This window comes from Paenibacillus sp. SSG-1, assembly GCF_002224835.1.
Classification (GTDB): Bacteria; Bacillota; Bacilli; order Paenibacillales; family Paenibacillaceae; genus Paenibacillus_AQ; species Paenibacillus_AQ favisporus.
In genome coordinates, this window is sequence record NZ_MBRK01000001.1 from 7,469,715 (window position 1) to 7,492,189 (window position 22,475).

15 protein-coding genes and 1 pseudogene are annotated in these 22,475 nt (G+C 45.7%); 15 read left to right on the forward strand and 1 reads right to left on the reverse strand.

The features are described from left to right. The first annotated feature begins 123 nt into the window (after positions 1 to 123). The 12 genes from BCV73_RS34280 (at position 124) to BCV73_RS34335 (ending at position 15,545) form a co-directional block, all read left to right on the forward strand. Complete coding sequence (locus BCV73_RS34280) at positions 124 to 1,632, forward strand: sulfatase family protein (protein ID WP_009225458.1); 1,509 nt, start codon at positions 124 to 126, stop codon at positions 1,630 to 1,632. A 710-nt stretch (positions 1,633 to 2,342) separates the two neighbouring features. Next, the gene (locus BCV73_RS34285) at positions 2,343 to 4,010 is read left to right on the forward strand and encodes a sensor histidine kinase (protein WP_256993196.1); all 1,668 of its coding nucleotides are present in this window, start codon (positions 2,343 to 2,345) and stop codon (positions 4,008 to 4,010) included. Beyond that, on the forward strand, positions 3,991 to 5,610 hold the full coding sequence (locus tag BCV73_RS34290; protein ID WP_089550019.1) for a response regulator: 1,620 nt from the start codon (positions 3,991 to 3,993) through the stop codon (positions 5,608 to 5,610). Before BCV73_RS34285 ends, BCV73_RS34290 begins: the two co-directional genes overlap by 20 nt. Positions 5,611 to 5,619: 9 nt before the next feature. Beyond that, entirely contained in the window at positions 5,620 to 7,017 is a 1,398-nt protein-coding gene (locus BCV73_RS34295) for an extracellular solute-binding protein (RefSeq protein ID WP_009225454.1), read from the forward strand. Between the two features lie 151 nt (positions 7,018 to 7,168). Further along, entirely contained in the window at positions 7,169 to 8,554 is a 1,386-nt protein-coding gene (locus BCV73_RS34300; RefSeq protein WP_232282303.1) for an extracellular solute-binding protein, read from the forward strand. A 63-nt stretch (positions 8,555 to 8,617) separates the two neighbouring features. Then, entirely contained in the window at positions 8,618 to 9,487 is an 870-nt protein-coding gene (locus BCV73_RS34305) for a carbohydrate ABC transporter permease (protein WP_009225452.1), read from the forward strand. Positions 9,488 to 9,491: 4 nt separating this feature from the next. Next, positions 9,492 to 10,805, forward strand: coding sequence for a carbohydrate ABC transporter permease (locus BCV73_RS34310; protein ID WP_009225451.1), 1,314 nt, complete (start codon positions 9,492 to 9,494; stop codon positions 10,803 to 10,805). A 61-nt stretch (positions 10,806 to 10,866) separates the two neighbouring features. Continuing rightward, entirely contained in the window at positions 10,867 to 11,643 is a 777-nt protein-coding gene (locus BCV73_RS34315; RefSeq protein WP_036645459.1) for an SDR family NAD(P)-dependent oxidoreductase, read from the forward strand. Between the two features lie 137 nt (positions 11,644 to 11,780). Continuing rightward, positions 11,781 to 12,929 carry a mandelate racemase/muconate lactonizing enzyme family protein gene (locus BCV73_RS34320; protein ID WP_009225449.1) on the forward strand — a complete coding sequence of 383 codons (1,149 nt, stop codon included), beginning with the start codon at positions 11,781 to 11,783 and terminating at the stop codon, positions 12,927 to 12,929. Between the two features lie 40 nt (positions 12,930 to 12,969). After that, the gene (locus BCV73_RS34325) at positions 12,970 to 13,959 is read left to right on the forward strand and encodes a 2-dehydro-3-deoxygalactonokinase (protein ID WP_009225448.1); all 990 of its coding nucleotides are present in this window, start codon (positions 12,970 to 12,972) and stop codon (positions 13,957 to 13,959) included. Beyond that, complete coding sequence (locus tag BCV73_RS34330) at positions 13,953 to 14,588, forward strand: bifunctional 4-hydroxy-2-oxoglutarate aldolase/2-dehydro-3-deoxy-phosphogluconate aldolase (RefSeq protein ID WP_009225447.1); 636 nt, start codon at positions 13,953 to 13,955, stop codon at positions 14,586 to 14,588. The genes BCV73_RS34325 and BCV73_RS34330 overlap by 7 nt, the downstream gene beginning before the upstream one ends. A 180-nt stretch (positions 14,589 to 14,768) precedes the next feature. Continuing rightward, positions 14,769 to 15,545 carry a helix-turn-helix domain-containing protein gene (locus BCV73_RS34335; protein ID WP_218828224.1) on the forward strand — a complete coding sequence of 259 codons (777 nt, stop codon included), beginning with the start codon at positions 14,769 to 14,771 and terminating at the stop codon, positions 15,543 to 15,545. 354 nt (positions 15,546 to 15,899) lie between these two features. Here BCV73_RS34335 and BCV73_RS34340 read toward each other — a convergent pair whose 3' ends face one another. Further along, positions 15,900 to 17,813 carry a glycoside hydrolase family 127 protein gene (locus tag BCV73_RS34340; RefSeq protein WP_009225445.1) on the reverse strand — a complete coding sequence of 638 codons (1,914 nt, stop codon included), beginning with the start codon at positions 17,811 to 17,813 and terminating at the stop codon, positions 15,900 to 15,902. Positions 17,814 to 18,170: 357 nt separating this feature from the next. Here BCV73_RS34340 and BCV73_RS34345 point away from each other — a divergent pair, with 357 nt between their 5' ends. From BCV73_RS34345 to BCV73_RS34355, 3 genes and pseudogenes are all read left to right on the forward strand, one after another. Further along, complete coding sequence (locus BCV73_RS34345) at positions 18,171 to 19,601, forward strand: NAD-dependent succinate-semialdehyde dehydrogenase (RefSeq protein ID WP_089550020.1); 1,431 nt, start codon at positions 18,171 to 18,173, stop codon at positions 19,599 to 19,601. Then, positions 19,601 to 21,001 carry a sulfatase family protein gene (locus BCV73_RS34350; protein ID WP_009225443.1) on the forward strand — a complete coding sequence of 467 codons (1,401 nt, stop codon included), beginning with the start codon at positions 19,601 to 19,603 and terminating at the stop codon, positions 20,999 to 21,001. Before BCV73_RS34345 ends, BCV73_RS34350 begins: the two co-directional genes overlap by 1 nt. Before the next feature lie 201 nt (positions 21,002 to 21,202). After that, positions 21,203 to 22,295, forward strand: a pseudogene (locus BCV73_RS34355) (transposase). Positions 22,296 to 22,475 lie beyond the last annotated feature (180 nt).

Below are 22,475 nucleotides of genomic sequence, written 5' to 3' on the forward strand. Positions count from 1 at the left end.
TCACCAACCTCTGATCTAACATTTTGTTAAACAGTATAACATTATGATATGTAGCCTGTGTACATATTTTGATAACATATCAATAATATCAAATATTTATAGAAGAGAAGGAGTTGGCGAACGATGAAAAAACCGAACATTTTACTAATTACGAGCGACCAGCAGCATTGGAATACGATCGGTGCCTTCAATCCGGAGCTGTCGACACCGAATCTGGACCGTCTTGTGCAAGAAGGGACGACCTTCACGAGGGCGTATTGCCCAAATCCGACATGCACGCCGACCCGCGCTTCCATCATCACTGGACTATATCCGAGTCAGCATGGGGCGTGGACGCTTGGTACGAAGCTACTGGAGGATCGGCCCGTTGTCGGGACTAATTTCAAGGAGGCAGGCTATCGTACGGCTCTGGTCGGCAAGGCACATTTTCAACCTTTAATGGGGAATGAGGAATATCCATCGCTGGAGTCATATCCGCTGCTGCAGGATCTTGACTACTGGCGTCAGTTCAGTGACAGCTTCTATGGCTTCGACCATGTCGAGCTTGCACGCAATCATACGAACGAGGCTCATGTTGGGCAACATTATGCGATTTGGATGGAGGAGAAGGGCTGTACAAACTGGCGCGATTATTTCTTGCCGCCGACGGGTACGATGAGTCCGAAGCAACTGCATCGATGGGACTTGCCTGAAGAGTACCATTACAATACATGGATTGCGGAGCGTACGAATGCGTTGCTTGAGCAGTATAAGAACAATAACGAGAGCTTCTTCTTGTGGGCCAGCTTCTTCGATCCGCATCCGCCGTATCTCGTGTCCGAGCCGTGGGATACGATGTATGATCCCGAGTCGCTGACCATTCCTGAAGTATCTCCTGGTGAGCATGATAACAACCCGCCACATTTCGGGATGACGCAGCAGAAGAGTCCGGACTTCTCGGCTTGGAAGGAGACTGGGCAGGCTATTCATGGCTACCACTCCCACTTGATGCCTGAGTCGGAGCGCAAACAGCTTGTTGCAACGTATTACGGCATGATCAGTATGATGGATAAGTACATCGGACGTATTCTGGATCGTTTGGATGAACTCGGTCTTGCCGAGGATACGATTGTAGTGTTTACAACAGATCACGGCCATTTCTTCGGTCAGCATGGGCTGCAGGCGAAAGGTGGCTTCATGTACGAGGACTTGATCAAGTTGCCGTTCATCGTCCGTTATCCGGGCAAGGTGCCAGCGAATGTACAATCGGATGCGCTCGTGTCGCTTGTCGATCTCGCACCGACGTTTTTGTCATTTGCAGGGCTGCCAATTCCGGTCTGGATGACTGGCGTTGATCAGTCTGCAGTATGGACGGGTAGCAAGAGCAGTGCGCGCGACCATATCATCTGCGAATTCCGACATGAACCGACGACGATTCATCAGCGTACGTATGTCGATCAGCGCTACAAGCTGACGGTTTATTACAATCAGCCATACGGCGAACTGTTCGATCTTCAGGAGGACCCTGGCGAGTTGAATAATCGATGGAATGATCCGTCCTACGCAAACTTGAAGTCGGAGCTTCTGCTGAAGTATGTATGGGCCGAGCTTGGCAAGGAACCGCTAGCGATGCCAAGAATATATCACGCTTAGAAACAGATACACCAGAACCTGAGGTTTCAAAGTGGATAGGGGTTGTTCCCAATAATCGACAGACCATTGAGTCAGACATTGTTTTTTTAAATGTTTGGCTCGATGGTCTTTTTTTTGAACGGAACGCTCAGCGAATCGCCTCTTCTAGGTGATGTAAGTCCAGTCGCGGGGAGTGCCAAGCCTCCAGCCAGCGTGAGGGAGATTAATAATAAAATCATGCAAAAATATAGTAAGGAATGACTGAAATGCTGATGTCTCAACTAAACAAAGCACTTGAGTAGGCAAAGATTTCAAGCTGCATTATTTATGCCAAAAGCAAGCTTATTTATCATGAACGTGCTAGCAGACGGAGTCTTGCGTCGCATGCTGAGTAATATTTGTTTCATTAGGTGTGTTATATAATTGAGTTCAGCGAGCTTGTAACAGCGCTCATTTCTATTTTTGATTCCAAGCATTCATCTTGCAATAGGTTAGTGAAACCATGTAAGATCGCATTAACCGGATGAATAGATAGCAAGGATGGTGAAACTGGATTGCGGTCGTTCTTAAGAAAGATTTCGCTTTACCGTTATATCGGAAAGTCCTTATATCGCAAGGTGCTTTTTTCTTTTACATTCATTATTGCACTTATTATCTTCATTCTTGTATATGACTTCTATACACGAACAGCTGCTGATTTAAGATTGCAGGCTGTTGATATGCGTGTGAGTATGACGCAGCAATCGGCCTCGACACTTAACGCGTATCTATCGAATGTAAAGAGTTTTGCCTGGAATTATTTTGGCGATTCCGACTTTCATCAATTTGTACGGGGAATGGAAACAGATCCCGAAGGCCAAAGCTCCTATAGAAGCAAAATTTCCAACTTTTTATATAATCACCCCATTGTGTCTAATGTAGTCATATCGCAGCTGGATGGAGTCTCAATGAGAGTCGGCGGCATGATCAATACCTCTATTTCTGAGGATGAGATGCGTCGATTGAATAGTATTGCTATAGAAGGAAATGGAAGGGGAGAGTGGATCTCTACACATATGTATAGCGTCAGTTCCAATCAGCTGGATTATACACTATCGTATGTGCAGGCTATTCGTAATATTTCTCTGACCTCTCCTGGTCCTATTATTGGTGTAATGATCTATATGCTCTCCCCTGAATTCTTGAAGCAATGGTTGATGGAAATCGAGAGAGATGGTACGAATCGCACATATATCATCGATAAGCAGAACGGAACGATTGTTTACTCTACCATGATGGATGAGAGAAGCAGTCAGGTTCTATCTGCAGAGGAGCTGGATATGATACGTACAGTAGACAAAGGATATTATTACCGGACAAGCTTCTCTGAAGATCAGCTTATTGTCTTCGAGAGTCTTGGTCAAACAGGCTGGCTCCTTGTATCTGAAGTGCCTGATCGGTTGTTGACGAATTCAGTGAATGACTTGACAAAGCGCACGATGTGGATTGGCGGTTTCACTTTAATGGTCTCCATGCTGTTGGCTGGCTGGATTTCGTCGCGTACCATAACCCCGCTCAAGGAACTGAGCAAAGGGATGAAAGCGATTGAGAAGGGGAATTATTCTGTTACTCTTCCGGTACGAACAGAGGATGAGATCGGCTATTTGAGTACATCCTTCAATCGAATGACACGAGAAATAAATCGTCTGATCAGCAAAGTGTATGAATCGGAAATTGTGAAAAAAAATGCTGAAATCAAATCGTTACAATCTCAGATTAATCCGCATTTTCTCTATAATACACTTGGCATCATCGACAGTATTGCTTCTGTGAATGGAGACGATCGGGTGTCAACGATCAGCAGGTCGTTGGCCAAGATGTTCAGATACAATATTAATGGCAATGATGTATCCAATCTAGCAGCAGAATTTCAACAAATACGACTGTATCTGTCGATACAGAAGATACGATTCGATAGTCGTTTGGACTACTCCATATATCTGGAGCCGGGACTTGAGAAGGTGCCTGTTCCGAAGTTGCTATTCCAGCCGGTTGTAGAAAATAGCGTGAATCATGGCATTAGTCCCAGTATTGAAGGAGGAACCGTTCGAGTCGAGGCGGAGCGTATTGATGATGACAGCTTGCAGGTGAGGATATGGAATAACGGAGCTATTATGAATGAGGAGCGTCAGCGTTGGCTTCATCATCTGCTGCACGACGGTTCAATTGATGATGAAGGCAAGAGTAGTCACTCTTCAATAGGCTTGAGAAACGTAAAAGCTCGTATACGAATGCTATATGGTTCTCCATATGGTCTTTCATTTAGCAGTGATGAGGAATACGGCACAACCTTTACTATAACGATCAAAATGAGCTTGCCAGAGCAGGAAGGAGAGCAGGATGAACATTATCGTTCTTGATGATGAGCCGATTATCCGTCAGGGTATTGTTCACAAGATTCGACAAATTCAATTGCCCGTTGCAGTTATCGCTGAGGGTGGTGATGGTGTTAAGGGGCTTGAGCTTATAAAGGAATATCGACCGGATGTTATTATTACAGATATTCATATGCCGGGAATGGATGGCTTGAGCTTTATTCGACAGGCGATAGAGCTCGATCCAAAAGTGAAGTTTGTTATCGTTACCGGATATGACCAGTTCGAATATGCTCGTCAGGCGATTCGCCTTGGGGTATGCAATTATCTTGTCAAGCCGGTTGAAGACGAAGAGCTGTACACGACACTCACTACTCTGCTTGAACAGAAGGAATCCGAGATGCAGACTAATCATATGATCAAGGAGCTGAAGATAGTAGCCGAGGTCAGTCAAGAAGCTGCGAAGCAGCAGGCGTTGACTCAATTTCTTCAAGAAGAGGACTTTTCTGTTGCCGTTGAAGAATTAGACGAATTGGCTGCTTATGCGAATAGGTTCACAGCGATCGTTATCCAACTGGAGCCGTTCAAGATGCCGCATGAATCCTTCGGAGTTGAGGAGGAGGAACTCTTGTGGTTCGCTATCAAAAATATTGTAACAGAACGATTTTTAACGAATCGATTACAAGGAATATTTGTCCACCATTCCTTGAGACGTTATGAGCTTGTATACGTGTTGGGTCTTAAAGATGGACAAGATGCAGCGGTTGTAGTCTCAACACTGGAATCTATATCTTTCGGTATTCGCAAATATTTGAAACTAAGCGTTACAATCGGTGTTGGCCCTTATCAGATAGAAATTGCCAAGGTGCAGGAGAGCTATCGGGAGGCGAAGCAACTTGTTCGGAATGCCATTCTACATGGCAGCAATCGCATTTATCAGTTTAATCAAGTGATGGAGTCCTCTCATAATACCCAGCGCAAATCGTTTATCGGGAATGAGGATGCGAAGCTGCTGGGAGAATGGATTAACAAATTGGATACTGATAAAGTACATCGTTGGATAGAACGCCGACTTGGAGCGATCGTACAAGATCCAAGCTCTACTTATCTAATGGTAGAATGGTTCTGTGTGGACTTGTACCTATACCTCAACAAATATTTGCTAGCCAATGCTACCGATTCCAAATGGGCAATCGGAGAATTAGCGGATCTACAGCGCGAACTCCAGCAATCGACCACATGGTCTGACATTATCGATCGAATGAAGCGGCTTGTTACCAATATGATTGCTTTATTATCCAAGCATAGTAGTCTGGAGGGAAAGGAAATTATGGAAGCTGTGCGACTATACCTGGAGCAGCATTATGCCGAGCCGATTCAGTTGCAGATGATAGCGGAACGTTTCTTCATACATCCGAACTACTTCTCGAAGCGCTTCAAAGAAAAGTATGGGGAGTCTTTTGTCGATTACTTGAACAGTATTCGAATGAAGGAGGCTGCAGCCCTGTTGGGTGAAACGAATTTGAAAATTCGTGAAATAAGCGAGCGTGTTGGATTCGAGGATGCGGCCTACTTCAGTAGTGTGTTTCGCAAGTGGTACGGTGAAACGCCAAAACAGTACAGGGAGAGACAGTTGAAAAAATAAATTTTATATGTGGAAGTGGGTGTGACGATGAGGAGCTACAGGCAATGGAGAGCGGCTGTCGTACTTTCCTTATTTTTCTTGTCTTTACTCACAGCATGCTCCAAGCAAGAGACTTTGCACCTCAAAGGAGATTCCTCTCAGCAGGTTGTTGAAATTGTAGTGTGGGATAAGCCTTTTTCAGGTCAAGCAGATAAACCTTATTTCGATCGAATGTTCAAGGAATTCGAAAAGTTGTATCCGAACATACGGGTTATTCATTTGGAAGCGGCGTATGAGAAGGAAAGAGAGCAATTTATGACAGCGGTTGCAGGAGGCGAGCAGCCGGATCTGTTCAATGCGGCTTTTCCGGATATGGAATCTTATATCGATCAAGGCATACCGGCAGATATTACGGAGATGTGGGAAGCGTATGAGGATAAGGATCAATTCTCGTCTATTGCGATGAGTGTGGCGACTAAGGATAATCGAGTTTATGGCATTCCTAATTTTATGTATGTGACAAGCCTACTTTATAACAAGAGAATATTCGAGGAGCAGGGATTGAATCCAGATGAAGCGTTCCGCGATTGGGAAGCCTTTGCATTGGCTGCTCAGACTGTCACAGACAGAAAGGATGATCGTTATGGATATGCCATTCTCGGAACAGAGTGGGCGGATTGGTTTTTTGAATATTATGTATGGCAGGCAGGCGGAGATCTTACAAGCAAGAATGATGACGGTACAGTCGAGCTGACCTTTACTTCTGAGGCGGCAGTGAAGGCTCTTCAATACTACAAGGATCTTCGGTTTCGCTATATGGCTACACAGCCGAATGTTCTTCAAAGTTTAGACGATAACAAAAAGGATTTCTACGCGGGTAGAGCGGCCACAATGATCACGACATCGAATTGGTTCGGTGAAATGATAGCAGCAGGTTTAAATATGGATGACATTGGTGCAACTATGCTACCCGCAGGTCCATCAGGTGATTCCCTTGCCCAGATAGGAGGAGGAATATGGATTCTGAATCCGAATGCCTCCGAGGAGAAGCAGAAGGCTGCATTCATCTATGCAACTTTTATTATGTCCAAGTATGCAGTGGAACAACTATTGCTATTCCAGAAGGATAATTCCAGTATGCCGAATTTATTATCAGTTCGTACAGATGTCGATCCCTTCTCTTATGTGGAGGAGATGCCGGAACATCTGATTCATACTATTCAGGATGCGGTAGGTGAAAGTCGCCTCGAGTATTTCCTTAAGGCAAGGCTAAGCCCATATGTTGCCAAAGCCGTTCAGCAGGTGCTGCTGGACGAAGAAGCAGATCCCTTCGAGGTGCTGAGTGAGGCTCAGGAGCTTGCTCAGCGCGAGGTTGTGGACCCCTATAACAGTGAGATAAGGATGCAGACGAGCGGAGCTCCCAGGTAAGGGAGCCGCTCGTTTTTTTTATTGGCTACTTGTATGCGAAAGTTAAGATATTCATATGAACAGCTTAATATTTTCTTACAGTTCCATATCATTGTCTCTTTATAATAAGAGTTGTAAAGAAAAACACATTATTCGAATGGGGGGTTCATCAGTGAAAAATAAGGCAAAACTAATGGCTGTTCTTGCTCTGACTCTCGTTGTATCGCTGTTCATGTCAGCGTGTTCCGGCAATAATGGAAGCGGTAACAATATAAGTGGAGGGGATTCGGCTTCAACATCGTCTGAGAGTGATGATATTGTCGAGATCGTGGCATGGGACTTGCCACAGGATGGCGACCCGGCAAAGCCTTATTGGGAGCAAGTCCACAAGGATTTCGCCGAGAAGTATCCGAACATTAAAGTTGAGCATGTAATGCAGACGCTGACAAAGGAAAGAGAGCAGTTCATGACAGCAGTCGTGGGCGGTGAGCAGCCTGATCTATATGCGAATGCGTTCCCGGATATGGAGTCTTATATTGATCAAGGTATTACGGCTGATATTACTGAGTTGTGGAACAACTATGCCGAGAAAGATATGTTCTTGCCTTCAGCAACACAGGCAGCAACAAGAGATGGAAAAATTTATGGTATCCCGAATTTTATGTATGTAACGGGACTTGCTTATAACAAACAAATGTTTGCCGATGCAGGACTGGATCCAGCGGAAGCGCTGAAGAATTGGGAATCATTTGGTGAAGCGGCTCAGAAGTTGACTGATTCATCTAAAAATCAATATGGCTATGCCTTGCTGGGCATGGACTGGGCCGACTGGTTCTTTGAATACTATGTATGGCAAGCTGGTGGAGATCTGACAGAGCTGCAGGAAGATGGTACGGTAGAGCTGACATTCACATCTGAGCCTGCTGTGCAAGCACTGCAATATTATCAGGATCTTAAGTTCAAATATAATGCGACGCAAAAGAATGTTGTACAGAGTCTGGATGAGAACTCCAATGATTTCTATCAAGGTCGCGCGGCATCTATGATTGCGGCATCCAACTGGTTCGGCGCAATGGTATCCTCAGGAATGGATATTGAAAACATCGGGTTCTCTGTATTACCGCCGGGACCTGGCGGCACATCGCCAGCACAAGTAGGCGGCGCGGTGTGGATCTTCAATCCGAAGGCAACTCCTGAGAAGCAGCAAGCGGCGTTTACTTATGCAACGTACCTGATGTCCAAGGAGGTACAGGACGGCTTACTGCAGTATCAGATGGATAACGGTATCTTCCCGAATTTGCTAAGCGTAAGAACCGATGTGGATCCGTCGCAATTTGTAGAAGGCATGCCTCAGGATTTGATTGAGAGCGTGCGAGCGGCAGCAGGCGAAGGTCGTATGGAATACTTCCTGAAGAGTCGTCTGAGTCCTTACGTTGTAAAGGCCATTCAAGAAGTTTTGATGGATGAGAATGCTGATCCGCTGGTGGTTATGCAGGAAGCTCAAGACTTGGCACAACGTGAAGTCGTAGACAAATACAACGAAGAAGTTAAAAAATAATAGCCATTGGGATTCTCCTTATTGGGAGGGTCCCGATAGCCATTCTTGGGGTGAGGGAGACATATGTTGCGTAAATTAAACATTCGCTGGGTGCCTGTTCTGTTTCTGTTGCCTTCCGTGATTTGTTATTTACTCTTTAAGTATTATCCATTATTGAATATGGCATATATCAGTTTTTTTGACTACAGCATCGTTAATCCGCCTGGCAAATTTATCGGCTTTGACAACTACATCGAATTTTTGAAATCAGCTACGTTCTGGCAAGCAATTTCAAATACATTTATCTTTTTCGTTTTATATTTAACTTTGACGTTCTGGATTCCTATTGTTCAGGCATTGTTTCTATATGATATTAAGAAGGGCAACGCGTTCTTCCGCTTCATGTATCAAATGCCGACCATCATGCCGCTTGTAGGCGGGGTACTCGTCTGGAAATGGATGTATAACCCGGATTTTGGTTTGCTGAACTATTGGCTTGATTTCATAGGATTAGGTCCTTACTTATGGTTGAATGATGCAACAATGACGAAGCTTGCGATTGTCTTGCCTGCTGTATTCGCCGGTAACGGTATTTCCCTGCTGTTGTATTATTCTGCTTTGAAGTCGATTCCAACTGAAATATTGGAGGCGGCCAAGATGGATGGAGCAGGTTCTTGGAGAAGGATGTGGACGATGCTTCTGCCAAATATCAAATTTATTATTATTATTCAATTTATTGCTTTTATGTCAAGCGTACTGCTCGCTTATGACAATATTTATATTATGACACAAGGCGGACCGGCAGGAAGCACGACCGTAGTGTCCATGCTTGTTGTTAATTCCGCATTCCAGCAATCCCGATTCGGCGTATCCGGGGCTATATCTGTGTTCATGTTTATTGTGATTGCGGTATTGACCATCATTCAGAATAAAATTTCTGCAGAAAAGGATTGATCATATGGAACGTACACGCATAAGGGAAAAAGGGGAAAGATCACTCAAGATTACAGCTTATGTTGTGACGATATCGTTCGTAATCTTTGCGTTGATCCCTATTCTGTGGATGTTCGCTTCTTCACTCAAGACCGAAAAGGATATTAATTCCTATCCGCCCAAGTGGCTTCCGACGATTCCCCAATCTATTCAAGTAACGATTGACTACACGGGAATAGAGGAGACCGATCCGGAGTTCTATGAGAAAGACGCCATGAGAGCGATGTGGTATCCATGGATGAAAAATATCCGTGAGAGCATCGGAGATGTGACTGTCACAGGCGTGAAGGATGGTCACAGGATTTATACGGCAGAGACTATCTCCTCCATGTTCTTCGTAGGACAGCAGAAGGTAGTGCCAACAACGATCTTCAACGATAAGATGATGGATAACAAGTTGCCTATCATCCGGGAGAACAAGTATTCCAAGTTCAAATGGGAGGGTGACAAGGGCGAGAGCATTCAGGTATCTCCAGCTATTGAAGATTCTGATTTGTCAGGACGCTTTTTCGAATTCTATCAATCCAATGATTTGGTCAAAGGTCAAGTTGTTACAATTAGCGAGGAATCCAACTGGATTCGCATCTTTAGCAGCTATACGGCGTTGAATAAGATAGCGCAGGATACGGCTGGCTCACTGGGCTTCGCTCAATACTTCTTGAACAGTGCGATTATTACGGTAGCGAGTGTCCTTGTGCAGATGGTACTGGGGGGACTTGCGGGTTATGCGCTTGCTCATCTTATCGAGAGCAAGAGATGGAAGTTTTTCTGGATCATGTTCTTCTTGGCAACAATTATGATTCCTGATATTTCTTTGCTACTTCCGTTATATCTGCTTATGAAAGACTTAAATCTTGTCAATTCCCTGCTTGCCGTTATCTTGCCTCATACCGCTTGGGGGATTGTCATCTTTCTGTTCAAAGGCTTTTTTGACCAAGTATCCAAGGAGCTTCTGCAGGCGGCCAGGGTTGATGGTGCTTCCGAGTTTAGAACGTTTCTGCAGATTGTTACACCGCTGTCTATTCCTATCTTTACAACCGTTGGTGTTATGACCTTTATTCCAGTATGGAATGAGTTTCTTTGGCCGCTTGTTGTTAACAGCTCGCCGAAATATTGGACCTTTACAGTTGCGCTCAACGACCTGCAGAATCAGCCAAGCGTGCTGCAGAACATGTTGATGGCCAGCGCGTTCATATCCATGTTCCCGCTGTTGCTTATTTTCCTGTTTGCACAGAAGTATATCGAGAAGGGCGTTGCGTTCTCAGGCGTGAAAGGTTAATTGTTAATCGTTCGATGCACCGCGGAAAGTGAATCTCAGAGCCAGGAGGCAGGTTTGCGATATGAAAGGGAAGATTGCGATCGTGACAGGTGCTGCTGGTGGCATAGGCAGGGGCGTCGTTGAAGTGCTACTGCGTGAGGGATGTCGAGTTGCTATGCTGGATTGGAATGAGGCTGCCGGTCATGCTGCCATGCGGGAACTGACTGCTGCAGGCGGAGAAGCTTTCTTTGTCCGCGCAGATGTATCCAGTAAGGCGGATATAGAGAAGGCGGTCAAGCAGACCGCCTCACAGCTTGGAGACATCGATATTCTGGTCAACAATGTAGGCACGCATTATTACAGGCAGGTGGATCAGATTCCTTTTGAGGACTTGGATCGGGTGTTCCGAACGGATCTGAAGGGGCAGTTTCTGCTTATTCAACAAGTGCTTCCTTACATGAAACGAAACCAGTCCGGCGCCATTATCAATATTGCATCCGTGCATGCCCAGGTCACACTTCCAGGCTTCAGCTCTTATGCTGCAATCAAGGGCGGAGTTGCGGCCATGTCAAGGAGTCTGGCACTGGAGCTGGCGCCATTCGGCATTCGAGTCAATTGTGTTCTGCCTGGATTGACTCGGAATATTGGAATGGAGCGATACCTGCGTTCCATTGCTCCTGAGGAACGAGTGAGCAAGGAAGCTGAGCTGACTCGTAACATTCCGATAGGAAGAATGGCAGAGCCCGCCGAAATTGGCGAGCTAGTTGCCTTTCTTGCAAGTGAGAAATCATCGTATATGACGGGTTCTTCTATTGTCATTGACGGAGGAGTTTCAGTTCGGTTGCACAATGATTACTAAACTACGATACAAGACACTTCAGTGCTGTGTGCTGGAGTGTATTATTTTACGAAACATAATTTATATATAAAATTATATTTGACATAAAAAACTGATGAAATATAATTGAAGTAATTCAACGCAAGGGGGAATGCAGGATGCGTATAACAAATGTTCAGGTGCATGTCATGAAGTCGCTGCTGGAAGAACCTTTTTATTTCTCTCAAGGATGGGTGAAGCAACGTTCATCAGTACTCGTAGAAGTGGAGACGGATGAGGGTATTACAGGATGGGGGGAGTGCTTATGTCACGGCTTGCAGCCGCCGGAGATCGCTGCAGCATTTATTCGGCATGCCTATGTCCCCCTGCTAATCGGAAGAGATCCATATGATACGGATGTGTTGTGGGAGGAAATGTACAATTTATCTCGTCCTTACGGTCAAGGCGGGTCAGCCGTTAATGCGATAAGCGGCATTGATATTGCTCTCTGGGATATTAAGGGCAAGAGCTGCGGTCTTCCTGTCAGCAAGCTGCTCGGAGGCACGTTCCGTACGCAGGTCATGCCGTATGCGACGGGCTTCTACCGGACGGAGAAAGGGAATTATCCAGCTGATGGCGTGAAAGAGGCCTTGCAGCATAAGGCGAATGGACTTCGTGCCATGAAGCTTAAGATTGGATTTGGCATTGAAGAGGATCTGACTTTGATTCGCTCCATTAGGGAAGCAGTTGGAGAGGACATTCTGCTAATGGCAGATGCCAACGGTGCTTATAACGCCGGATTAGCTAGAAGATTACTGTTGGAGTCTGCGTCATCAAACCTTTATTTTATGGAAGAATTGCTTGCCCCTGAAGACATAGAAGGCTACAAAGCGATCCGACATTTGACAGGAACACTAATTGCTTCGGGTGAAAATCTGTTTGGAAAGATTGGGTACCGAAACTGGATTGCGCAAGGCGCGCTTGATATCGTGCAGCCTGATCTGTGTTCCTCTGGAGGATTCACCGAATGCAAGAAGATCGCAACACTAGCTCAGGCTTGGAATACGATGATGATTCCGCATGTATGGGGCTCAGGAGTTGGTCTTGCGGCATCGCTTCAGTTTATTGCTTCCTTAGCTCCTGCACCTTTGGGTCTTTTTCCGGAAGAACCGATGCTGGAATACGATCAATCCTCCCATCCATTCCGAGCGGATTTAATCGGACATGCCATTACCATGCAAGATGGAATGGTATCAATACCCGATGGACCTGGCATCGGAGTGGAAATTAATCGTGAGATTGTTGAGAAATATGCTGTGAAGGTTTGAAATGAGCAATGAATTCGAGAAGTTTGAAGGGAGGCATAGAATGAAACTGATTGTTATTGATTGCGGCACAACCAATTGCCGCATGAGACTGATGGATGGGGATACACTGCTAGCGAGTATTACGAAGCAAGTAGGGGCAGGAGATACAGCACAATCTGGCAGCAACAATGGATTGAAGCGGGCATTGAAGGAAAGCTACGAAGAGCTTGCAGCTGCTGAGCCGGAGGCTATAAGGGAGGTCCACGACATTGTAGCTTCGGGGATGATAACCTCAAGCGCGGGGTTGATGGAGATCGAACATCTTCCAGGACCGATTAAGCTGTCTGATTTTATAGGTTCGATTAGGCGATTCGCATTCCCGGAATTGTTCCCTCAGCCTGTATTGTTCATACCTGGCGTAAGATTTAAGGGGGAAGAAGAGACGGATCGCGATATGATTCGCGGCGAGGAGACCGAACTGTATGGTTATATGGAGCATATAGCACCGGAGGAGATGGGGATTAAGGGACGTCTGTTCATGCATTATGGTTCTCACCACAAGTGGATCAAAACTTGGGAACGATCCATTGTGAGCTGCAGTACGTCTATATCGGGCGAACTGATGATGGCTGTCATGCAGCATACGCTTCTGAAGGACAATACGTTACCGCTTGACGAAGTGGTGCCAGATCCGGAATGGGTACGGAAAGGGCTGGAGACGGCTAGGCAATACGGTACTGGTCGCGCTCTCTTTCAAGTGCGAACGCTGAACGTGCTGGATAAACATGACAAACAGGTTTCGACTAGCTTTCTGCTCGGGGTTATTGTTGCCCAGGATCTGACAATGCTGACGGAGGAGATGCTGAGTGGTGTCGAGGTTATCGTCTTATATGGAAGACGTTTGTTTCCTTCCATCGTTGTACCCATTTTACAAGAATTTTACCCGAGCATTGCCATTCGGGTTGTGCCAGAGGAAGAGTCTAGCCGGTTAAGTGTTCGCGGTGCGGCGAGTTTATATCGGCAGTATAAAGAGGAGATGAGCATATGTTAACTGTACAGCAACAAATCGAAACGAGTAAAGTAGTTGCCATTCTTCGAAATGTACCGCTAGACAGATTGCCGAGAGTTATGGAAGCACTCTATGAGGGTGGTATTCGTGTAGCCGAAATTACGTTAAATTCGGAAGGTGCCCTTGATGGCATTCGTATGATGAGGAAAACATACGAGGGAAAGATGGCGATTGGTGCTGGGACCGTTGTATCGATGGAGAACGTTAAGCAAGCCATTGACGCAGGTGCTGAATTTCTGATTTCCCCCCACACAGACGAGCGAGTTATAGAAGCAGCACTATCTTACTCCAGTATTCCTATTCCCGGAGCAATGACACCGACTGAGATTGTTCGCGCCACTGGAGCTGGGGCGCCGTTTGTGAAGCTGTACCCATGCACTTCCTTCGGTCCAAGCTATATGAAGGAGCTTATGGCGCCCTTGAATACCGTCAAATTTATCCCGGTCGGCGGCATAACTGCCGATCTCGCAGCTTCATATATTAAAGCTGGAGCTGTTGCGGTCGGAGCCGGAAGTGGTTTGGTTTCACATGGTGATGTGATGTCACATAACTATGCCGCCATCACATCAAATGCACAGCAACTTGTTCACAATATTGAATCTCTGGATTGAACAATGGTAGGATAAATATATGCAACGTATGGAGGAATCGTTCACGCGATTCCTCTTTTGACATGAATGGGACAAGAGGAGGTGTTGCTGCTCATGCAGCATAGCGTCATATTCCGAACGGATCGAGTGCCTTTCGTAGACAATGTAGGTTTGTTCAGGACGAATGCGTTATGGGCTCATATGGACCGTGTGCTGCCTCACGACGTCATGATTTTTGTCAGAGAAGGGCTTGTTCACATTATTGAAGATGATATTGAGTACTCTATATCTCCTGGAGAGGTTTTTTTGATGAAAAGGGGAATCCGTCATTATGGCTTAAGAAAAACGTTGCCAGGTTCGGAGTGGTATTGGATCACGTTCGGCACTCCTGAGACGGAGGAGACAGGCTTGGAGAATGTAGATATACGGGGGGAAAGCCTAATGATTGGCCATCTGCCTCAAGCCATAGAACTGAAATGGTTGAAGGTAAGCGATTTTCAGGGCACCTGTGTCCGGCTGAACAAGCTTCTTCATCACTACACGATGGGAACAGTCTATGACAAGCTGAAGTTGAATATTGGCACCCTTGATTTGCTTCTAGAATTATACCGGGATGTAACCGATTCCAATAAGAAGCGACATAAACTGCTTGACGATGTTAAAACGTTCGTGTATCGGCATCTCCACGAAGATATTCGCTCCGAGCAACTAGCAGAGTCTTTGCAAATGAACTATTCGTATATGAGCAGAGTGTTCTCCAAAGAAGCAGGCATGTCCATCCGAAAATTCATTATGGAAGCGAAAGTGAAGGAAGCGATTCGCTTGTTCAGTGAAAGCAACCTCAGTATCTCTCAGATCAGCGAAAAGCTAGGTTACAACAATCCGTATTATTTTACTCGGATATTCAAGCAGGTGACGGGATATAGCCCCACGGATTATCTTAAGAAGGGGTATTACGACAAAGGGATCTTTCAATAAACTTGGGTCTGTCCAAAAAGTCAATGGAGATTTGAACTGCTACCCGTCAAATCGACAATACAAAAATTAAAAGTCAGATAAACGGCCTTGATCCTGAATTCCATCGGACTGAGGCCGTTTAGTTTAGCTTGTAGTCATTCGTAGAGCCGATATGACCAGCTTCGATCTCATGAATAATGGCAACTTTCTCTGAGGCTATATGCTCTTTTTTGGACGTAGAAATGCTCCCTAACAGCAACAGGTTTTATTATTTTACCTGTCTACCGTATGGGGAGCATGTCAGATTGTTGGATATCCTCAGTTTTCTGTTGCAATTAAAGGATTAATTGAGCATCCACAGCATATTGAACCTCATTAAATGAGAGGAAGCCAGACGGACATGTCGGTTTGTCCACGATTATTCCATGCATAATAAGGAACAAGCGTTATTTCGATCTCCGTCATATCAAGTGACTCAAAAGGAGTGTAGAGTGTATTAGAATAATCCTTTTGTGCGATCTTCAAGGCAGTACCCTGCAATCGAGTGATGCCTCCAAGCAGTTCACGATCATAGCAAGCCTCGAATTGTGTGCTGATCGGTATGCGAATTTGATCGATGGCAACATCTTCAGGCAGATCTATACTTTCCAGGCAGTAGACAAATGGTCCATACATGAAGGCAACCTGTCCGCGATCTTCCTCTACCATCGGATTGGCTGCAATTCGTTTCACTCGCATAGGCAGTAGAAGCTCAATCTGATCATTGGCCTGCCACTTGCGTTTCAATTCGTGATAGGTGCCAGCTTCTACATCTCCCTGTTGAACACCATTGACCTTCACCGTTGCACCATCAGCCCACTGTGGAATGCGGAGATGGATGGACGTTTCAGTGTTCAGTGAGTTGTTAATCGTAATCGAAATCGTCTCCTCTGCAGGGAAGTCAGATTTCATCGTCAGGCTTAGTGTTTCACCGGAGGACAGTGTTGTATTCAACTCATTACCACTATACAGATGAATATATAAACCATCGTTCGATTGTCCGTAAGCCCATTGATGGAGTCTGGCTATCGTACGAAGCACCTGTGGAGGGCAGCAATAACAGGTGTGTGTGAACCATCTTGCAGTTCTGAAATGTTGAGTTTGTGGTGAATGATGGTTGAATAGCTTGCCGCCTCTTGTCTCCAACGGATTTGTATAACAGAAATGATGGCCGTCAAGTGTCATGGAGCCTAGCAGGCTATTGTATACAACCTTCTCGAACGCATCCATATACTTCGGCTCCTGCGTTAGATTGAACATACGCATCGCCCACATAGCATTACCGATATTCGCACACGTCTCTGTATAAGCAGAGCGGTTGGGCAGATGATAGTCGGTGCCGAATGCTTCCCATATCTTGTCCCCATTTGGAGACAAACCATTGTAGATAGAACCGATACCGCCCGTAAGATACATCTTCTTGGTGTACATGTTGTTCCATATCTTTTCCAGAGCGCGCATAACTGCTTCTTCGCCCGTGTGAGAATATACATCTGCAGCGCCAGCGTACAGATAGACGGCTGTTACAGCATGCCCAGTTGCTTCTGTCTCTTCCCGTAGTGGAGTGCGATCCTGATTTTGATCCTCGCCGCCGTAACCTGCGCCTCTCATGGTCATAAAGATATCAGCGAGCTTAAGATACGTCTCATTGCCCGTAATGCGATAAAGATCTACAAGTCCCATAATATTGGAAGGATTCCAGCCATAATGGATGAGATGCTTCGGACACGGATTGAAGATTTCATTCAAATAATTGGCGGCCTTCACCGCAACATCTAGAAAGTTCGACTTGCCGGTTGCTGTGTGATGAACGCATGCGGCAGTTAGCAAATGACCAAAGTTATAATCTTCATGGTAGATGCGCTGTCCCCAGCGCTTCTTATGGCTCAATTGAATGTTGGTGCTGATATAGCCGTCGGGATCTTGTGCCTTGGCGATAAAGCCAATGTATTTATCCATTTTTTGATCCAACGCAGCATCCTTCGTAATGGAATAAACATGTGCGCAAGCTTCAAGGAATTTATAGCAATCCCCATCGGACCAATCCTCGCCGTAATGCCGGTCTGATTTGAGTCCAGCAGCTACCTCAAAGTTAGGCAAATATGCGCCGTTTCCCTTGACATGAAGGGCCTTCTCCATGGATTCAATCATCTCTTCATGGCATAGATGGAAGCGATCCGCCCAGAACCCTGTGGTCCATTTGACATCGGTCATATTTAATGGTTTTACTCTTCTCATATCCTTTTCCACGATATAACCTCCTGTTAAATTTGAATTGTCGTTCTGTCTTCATTTTATCGATATTTTGCTACAAACAGCCATACATTATACCATACAATTCTAGTACTTCTTTTACTACTTGAAAGGGGATGGCGTTGATTCATTTCGGCAGTTGTTACCTTCGGCCAATTATCACGCATCACATGAATTCACTAGTTCTATTAAAGAGAAAACGTGGGGACTATTAGTATTTGCCATGCTCGGACCAGCTATTGTGCTTTACCGCAAACTCTAGTGTGCTATAAAAAACGTTGACATCCTCAAGTGACACAGATATCATTTAAATATATATTATCATTTTATAAATGAAACGGAGCTGGAGGAAGCGTGTACAAACATTATATTGGTGGTAGCTTGGTCGAAGGGCTTGGTTTGACATTAACTGTACAGAATCCGGCAACTGAGCAAAAAGTGGGTACTCTGCTTAAAGCAACGGGGGAGCAAGCGCAAGCGGCACTCGAAGCAGCTCAGCAAGCCTTTCCTATATGGTCCGGTTATTCGCTTAAGCAGCGTGGAGAATGGATGGAACGTCTGGCTAGGGCTATAGAGGATAATCGAGAGAAGATTCTGGATGTGCTCATGAATGAGACGGGTAAGCCGCTTGCTCAAGCAATCGAGGATATGGAAATGCTACCTAGATGCTTGAGGTATTACTATGAGGAAGCAAAACGATTGCATGGCCGTATTATCGAAGATGAGGATCGAGGCTTCATGAGCTTGATGAACAGGCAGCCTGTGGGCGTTGTCGTCGGCTATTTGGCCTGGAATTTCCCGCTGCTTAATCTGGGCTATAAGCTTGGACCTGTGCTTGCATCAGGCTGTACCTGTGTCATTAAGCCATCTCCGTTGACACCGCTTACAACTCTGCTGATCGGACAAATCGCGGAAGAAATTGGATTTCCTGCAGGTGTTATTAATCTGATTACGGGCGATACTATTGAACTGTCGTCAGTGATGAACACGAGCACTATCCCCCGCATGCTCACTTTAATCGGATCGACGTCAGCTGGCAAAGCGGTAGTGGGTCAATCTGCGACATCAATTAAACGATTCTCCCTGGAGCTCGGAGGCAATGCGCCTGCCATTGTTCTTGCTGATGCGGATGTGGAAGCGGCAAGCGAACAATTGATTAATTTGAAATTCGGCAATGCCGGTCAGATCTGTGTGTCGCCAAACAGAGTATTTGTACATGAATCCATATATGAGGCATTCGTGGCGAAGGCCGTCGAGAAGGCTAACAAGTTTACACTTGGATGGGGACGTGATCCTAAGGCGATGATGGGACCGATGATAACGGAGGATCATCGATCCAGAGTTCAGGAACTGCTGGCAAGCGCAATTGCTGAAGGAGCAACGATTGTAGCAGGTGGGGGGATTCCTGCGGGATTTAGTAAAGGATTCTATTTGGAGCCGACCATAATTACCAATGTGACGCCGGCTATGCGAATCTGTCAAGAGGAAATCTTTGGCCCAGTTATGCCTATCATGCCGTTTAATAATCGTGATCAGGTTATTCAAGAGGCGAATAATACCGAATTTGGTCTTGCATCCTATGTATTCGGCACAGATATTAATGATATTCTTTATATAGCCGAATCGCTCGAGGTTGGCACCGTGTGCGTGAATGGACCGCATTACTCGGTGGAGCTTCCTCATGGCGGCGTGAAAGAAAGCGGAATTGGCAAGGACTGCTCTGTTTACAGCTTGGAAGAATATTATTCGGTGAAACGAATTACGATTCGGAAGGAGAAAGTGTAATGTCTGAGAGTAACAAACCGAATATTCTGTTTCTAATGACCGATCAGCAACGGAATGATACCTTTTCATGCATCAATCCGGAGGTCGTGACGCCACATATGGATCAACTAATTGCAGACAGTGTGTTTTTCTCTAATGCTCGCTGTGCAAATCCATCGTGTGTGCCATCCAGAGCGGCTATCATGACGGGAAAATTTCCTTCGGAGTGCGAGTGTCCGACCTTTATCACTCACCTTCCGGCTCACGAGACAACCTTTATGTCACGTTTGCAGGAAGCGGGCTATCATACGGCAGTTATTGGCAAACAGCATTTTGCTGGCTCGCCCATTAAGCGGGGATATGATGAAGAGATGATTATTGACGGACATAGCGCCTTGTACCCGGATGATACGATTCAGCCATATTTAGATTATTTGACAGAGAATGGAATTGATAGAAAGCATGTGATGAGCAAAACGTTAATTAGCGGAGGCACGTGGGAGGTGGATACCAAGTATCATCTGGATGATTATATTGGTGAACTTGGCAAGGCATGGATGAAGAAGAAGGGTGCTGCCAAGGATGAGTGCGACAAGCCGTGGTTCCTCACCTTATCGTTCTCCGGACCACATCATCCTTACGACTGCGAAGGAACAGAATTTGCGGAGCTCTATGATTACGAGAAGCTTTCGGTTCCTAAAACGAGCTACGCTGATTTGGATGAGAAGCCGCCGCACTTTAAGCAGATGGGTTCTTATGCAGATATTTATCTCAAGCATTTCTCTGAAGAGACATTCAAGAAGACAAAACGCTCCTATTATGCAAATATAAGCTTGATCGATCAAAAAGTTGGAGAGCTTATCCGCATTATGAAGGAAAACCATTTATATGACAATACGTTAATCATCTATACTTCTGATCATGGGGATTTCATGGGGGACTTCGGCATGGTGGAGAAATTGCAATGTCTCTCTGATAGCTTGATGCGCGTACCACTCTTCATAAAACCACCGATTCAAGGATTTTCTGGTTTTGAAGTGAAGGATGATGTGTTGAATATCGACATAGCGGCAACTTGTCTTGAGGTTGCGGGGGCAGAAGTGCCCGCAAGCCTCTCCAATTATCCGTATACTTGCTACTGGGACGATAGTAAACAGAAGAAGGTGCGGGATGCGATCTACATGGAGGCTGGTTCCATTAGAGGGTGTATCCATCAAGGAATCAAAACGGTTCATTATTTGGATCGCAGCTACGGCGAGCTGTACGATTTGAACAAGGATCCTCAAGAGAGCCACAACCTGTGGAATGATCCGGAGTATACCGAGCACAAGCTCGAAGGCTATCGCATCATTGTTAATCATATGTACCGGGCCATACCGAAATCTGATATTCCATGGAATGTGGGGACGCCAGACATTTAGCTTATTTTGTAGGACCAATAGGTAAGAAAGACATCATATCCAGTAAGAGGGTTTCCCTCATTGGATATGATTGTTTCTAAGGGATACCTGAATCCGTGATCCCTAAAATCGAAATAACGAGATAATTGAAGTAAATCAATGATCGATGGAGAAAAAGTAGGATTATCGTAAAATTCTACTTTTAACCATCGAGGTACATGCATGAAAATCCAATTTGTACGATCCCAAGAACTCATTCTCACCACTCATGCAGGGCTGGCTACCGTCGGTGCCCTGCTTGCTCATACAAAATTAACGAAACGATTGAATCATACGGTGATTAAAGATTGTGAACACCCGTATCACTCCCATGCGGATGTGATGAAAAGCTACCTGGGACTTCTCTGCCAAGGCAAGAGTGACTTCGACCACATCGAACCCTTCCGGAAGGATGATGTCTTCTCCATCTGTATGCAACTAAAAAAAGTACCATCAAGCCCTACACTCCGCCAGCGTATGGATGCTGCCGCTGCGTCTGAAAAAGCGGACTGGAACCGGATCTTGCTCGAGGAATCTGCCGATCTCCTCCGTCATATCCAGGCTCCGTTAACCGGTCTGCTTGCAGGCGGAGAGAGCTATATCCCTCTCGATCTGGATGTCTCTCCGTTCGACAATTCGGGTACCAAGAAGGAAGGCGTATCTCGCACCTATAGAGGTACGGACGGCTATGCCCCCCTCTTCGCCTACCTCGGCCAAGAGGGGCATGGCATCAACGTGGAACTGCGGGAAGGCAAAACCGAGTATGTTGGCGCGATCGAGTTTGCGCAAAAAGGCTTCAAATCCAAACTGCGACAAGTCTTTCACGTCATCGAACGGACGATGGAGCCGGATGGTCAATTGCTTCTCGTTCCGAAGATTGAAGTGCATGTTGTACTGGACATCATTGCGATGTGCGCCTTGGCGCGTTATTGAACTCTATCGCGACCATGGCACAAGCGAACAATTTCACAGCGAAATCAAAACCGATCTGGACCTGGAACGCCTTCCGGCCGGAACATTCGCAACGAATGATCTGGTGCTGCATGCTGGAGTGTTTGCTTACAACCTCTTGCGCATCATGGGTCAAGAAAGTCTGCGAGAAGACGATGCGTCAATCCGCAGCAACGTAAAGCGCAGACGGATTCGCACCGTCATTCAGAACATTGTTTACATGGCGGCACGATACGTCCGTCATGCAGGCAGAATCGCTTTCAACTTCGGCAGCAATAGTCCATGGTTTCTCACTGCACGACGCCTATACCAAGCATTTGCTTGAACAAACGAAAGAAACGTCCTCTCCACAGCTGAACACCTGCAGAAAGACAGGCTTATTGGGCATGCATAAAAACGAAAATGCATAGCTTACTGATACGAATTGGATTGTTGGAACGACACACTTTCTCAAGGTTAGGCTCATTCTACCCTGAATTATACCAATACAGGAATGTGGTCTACT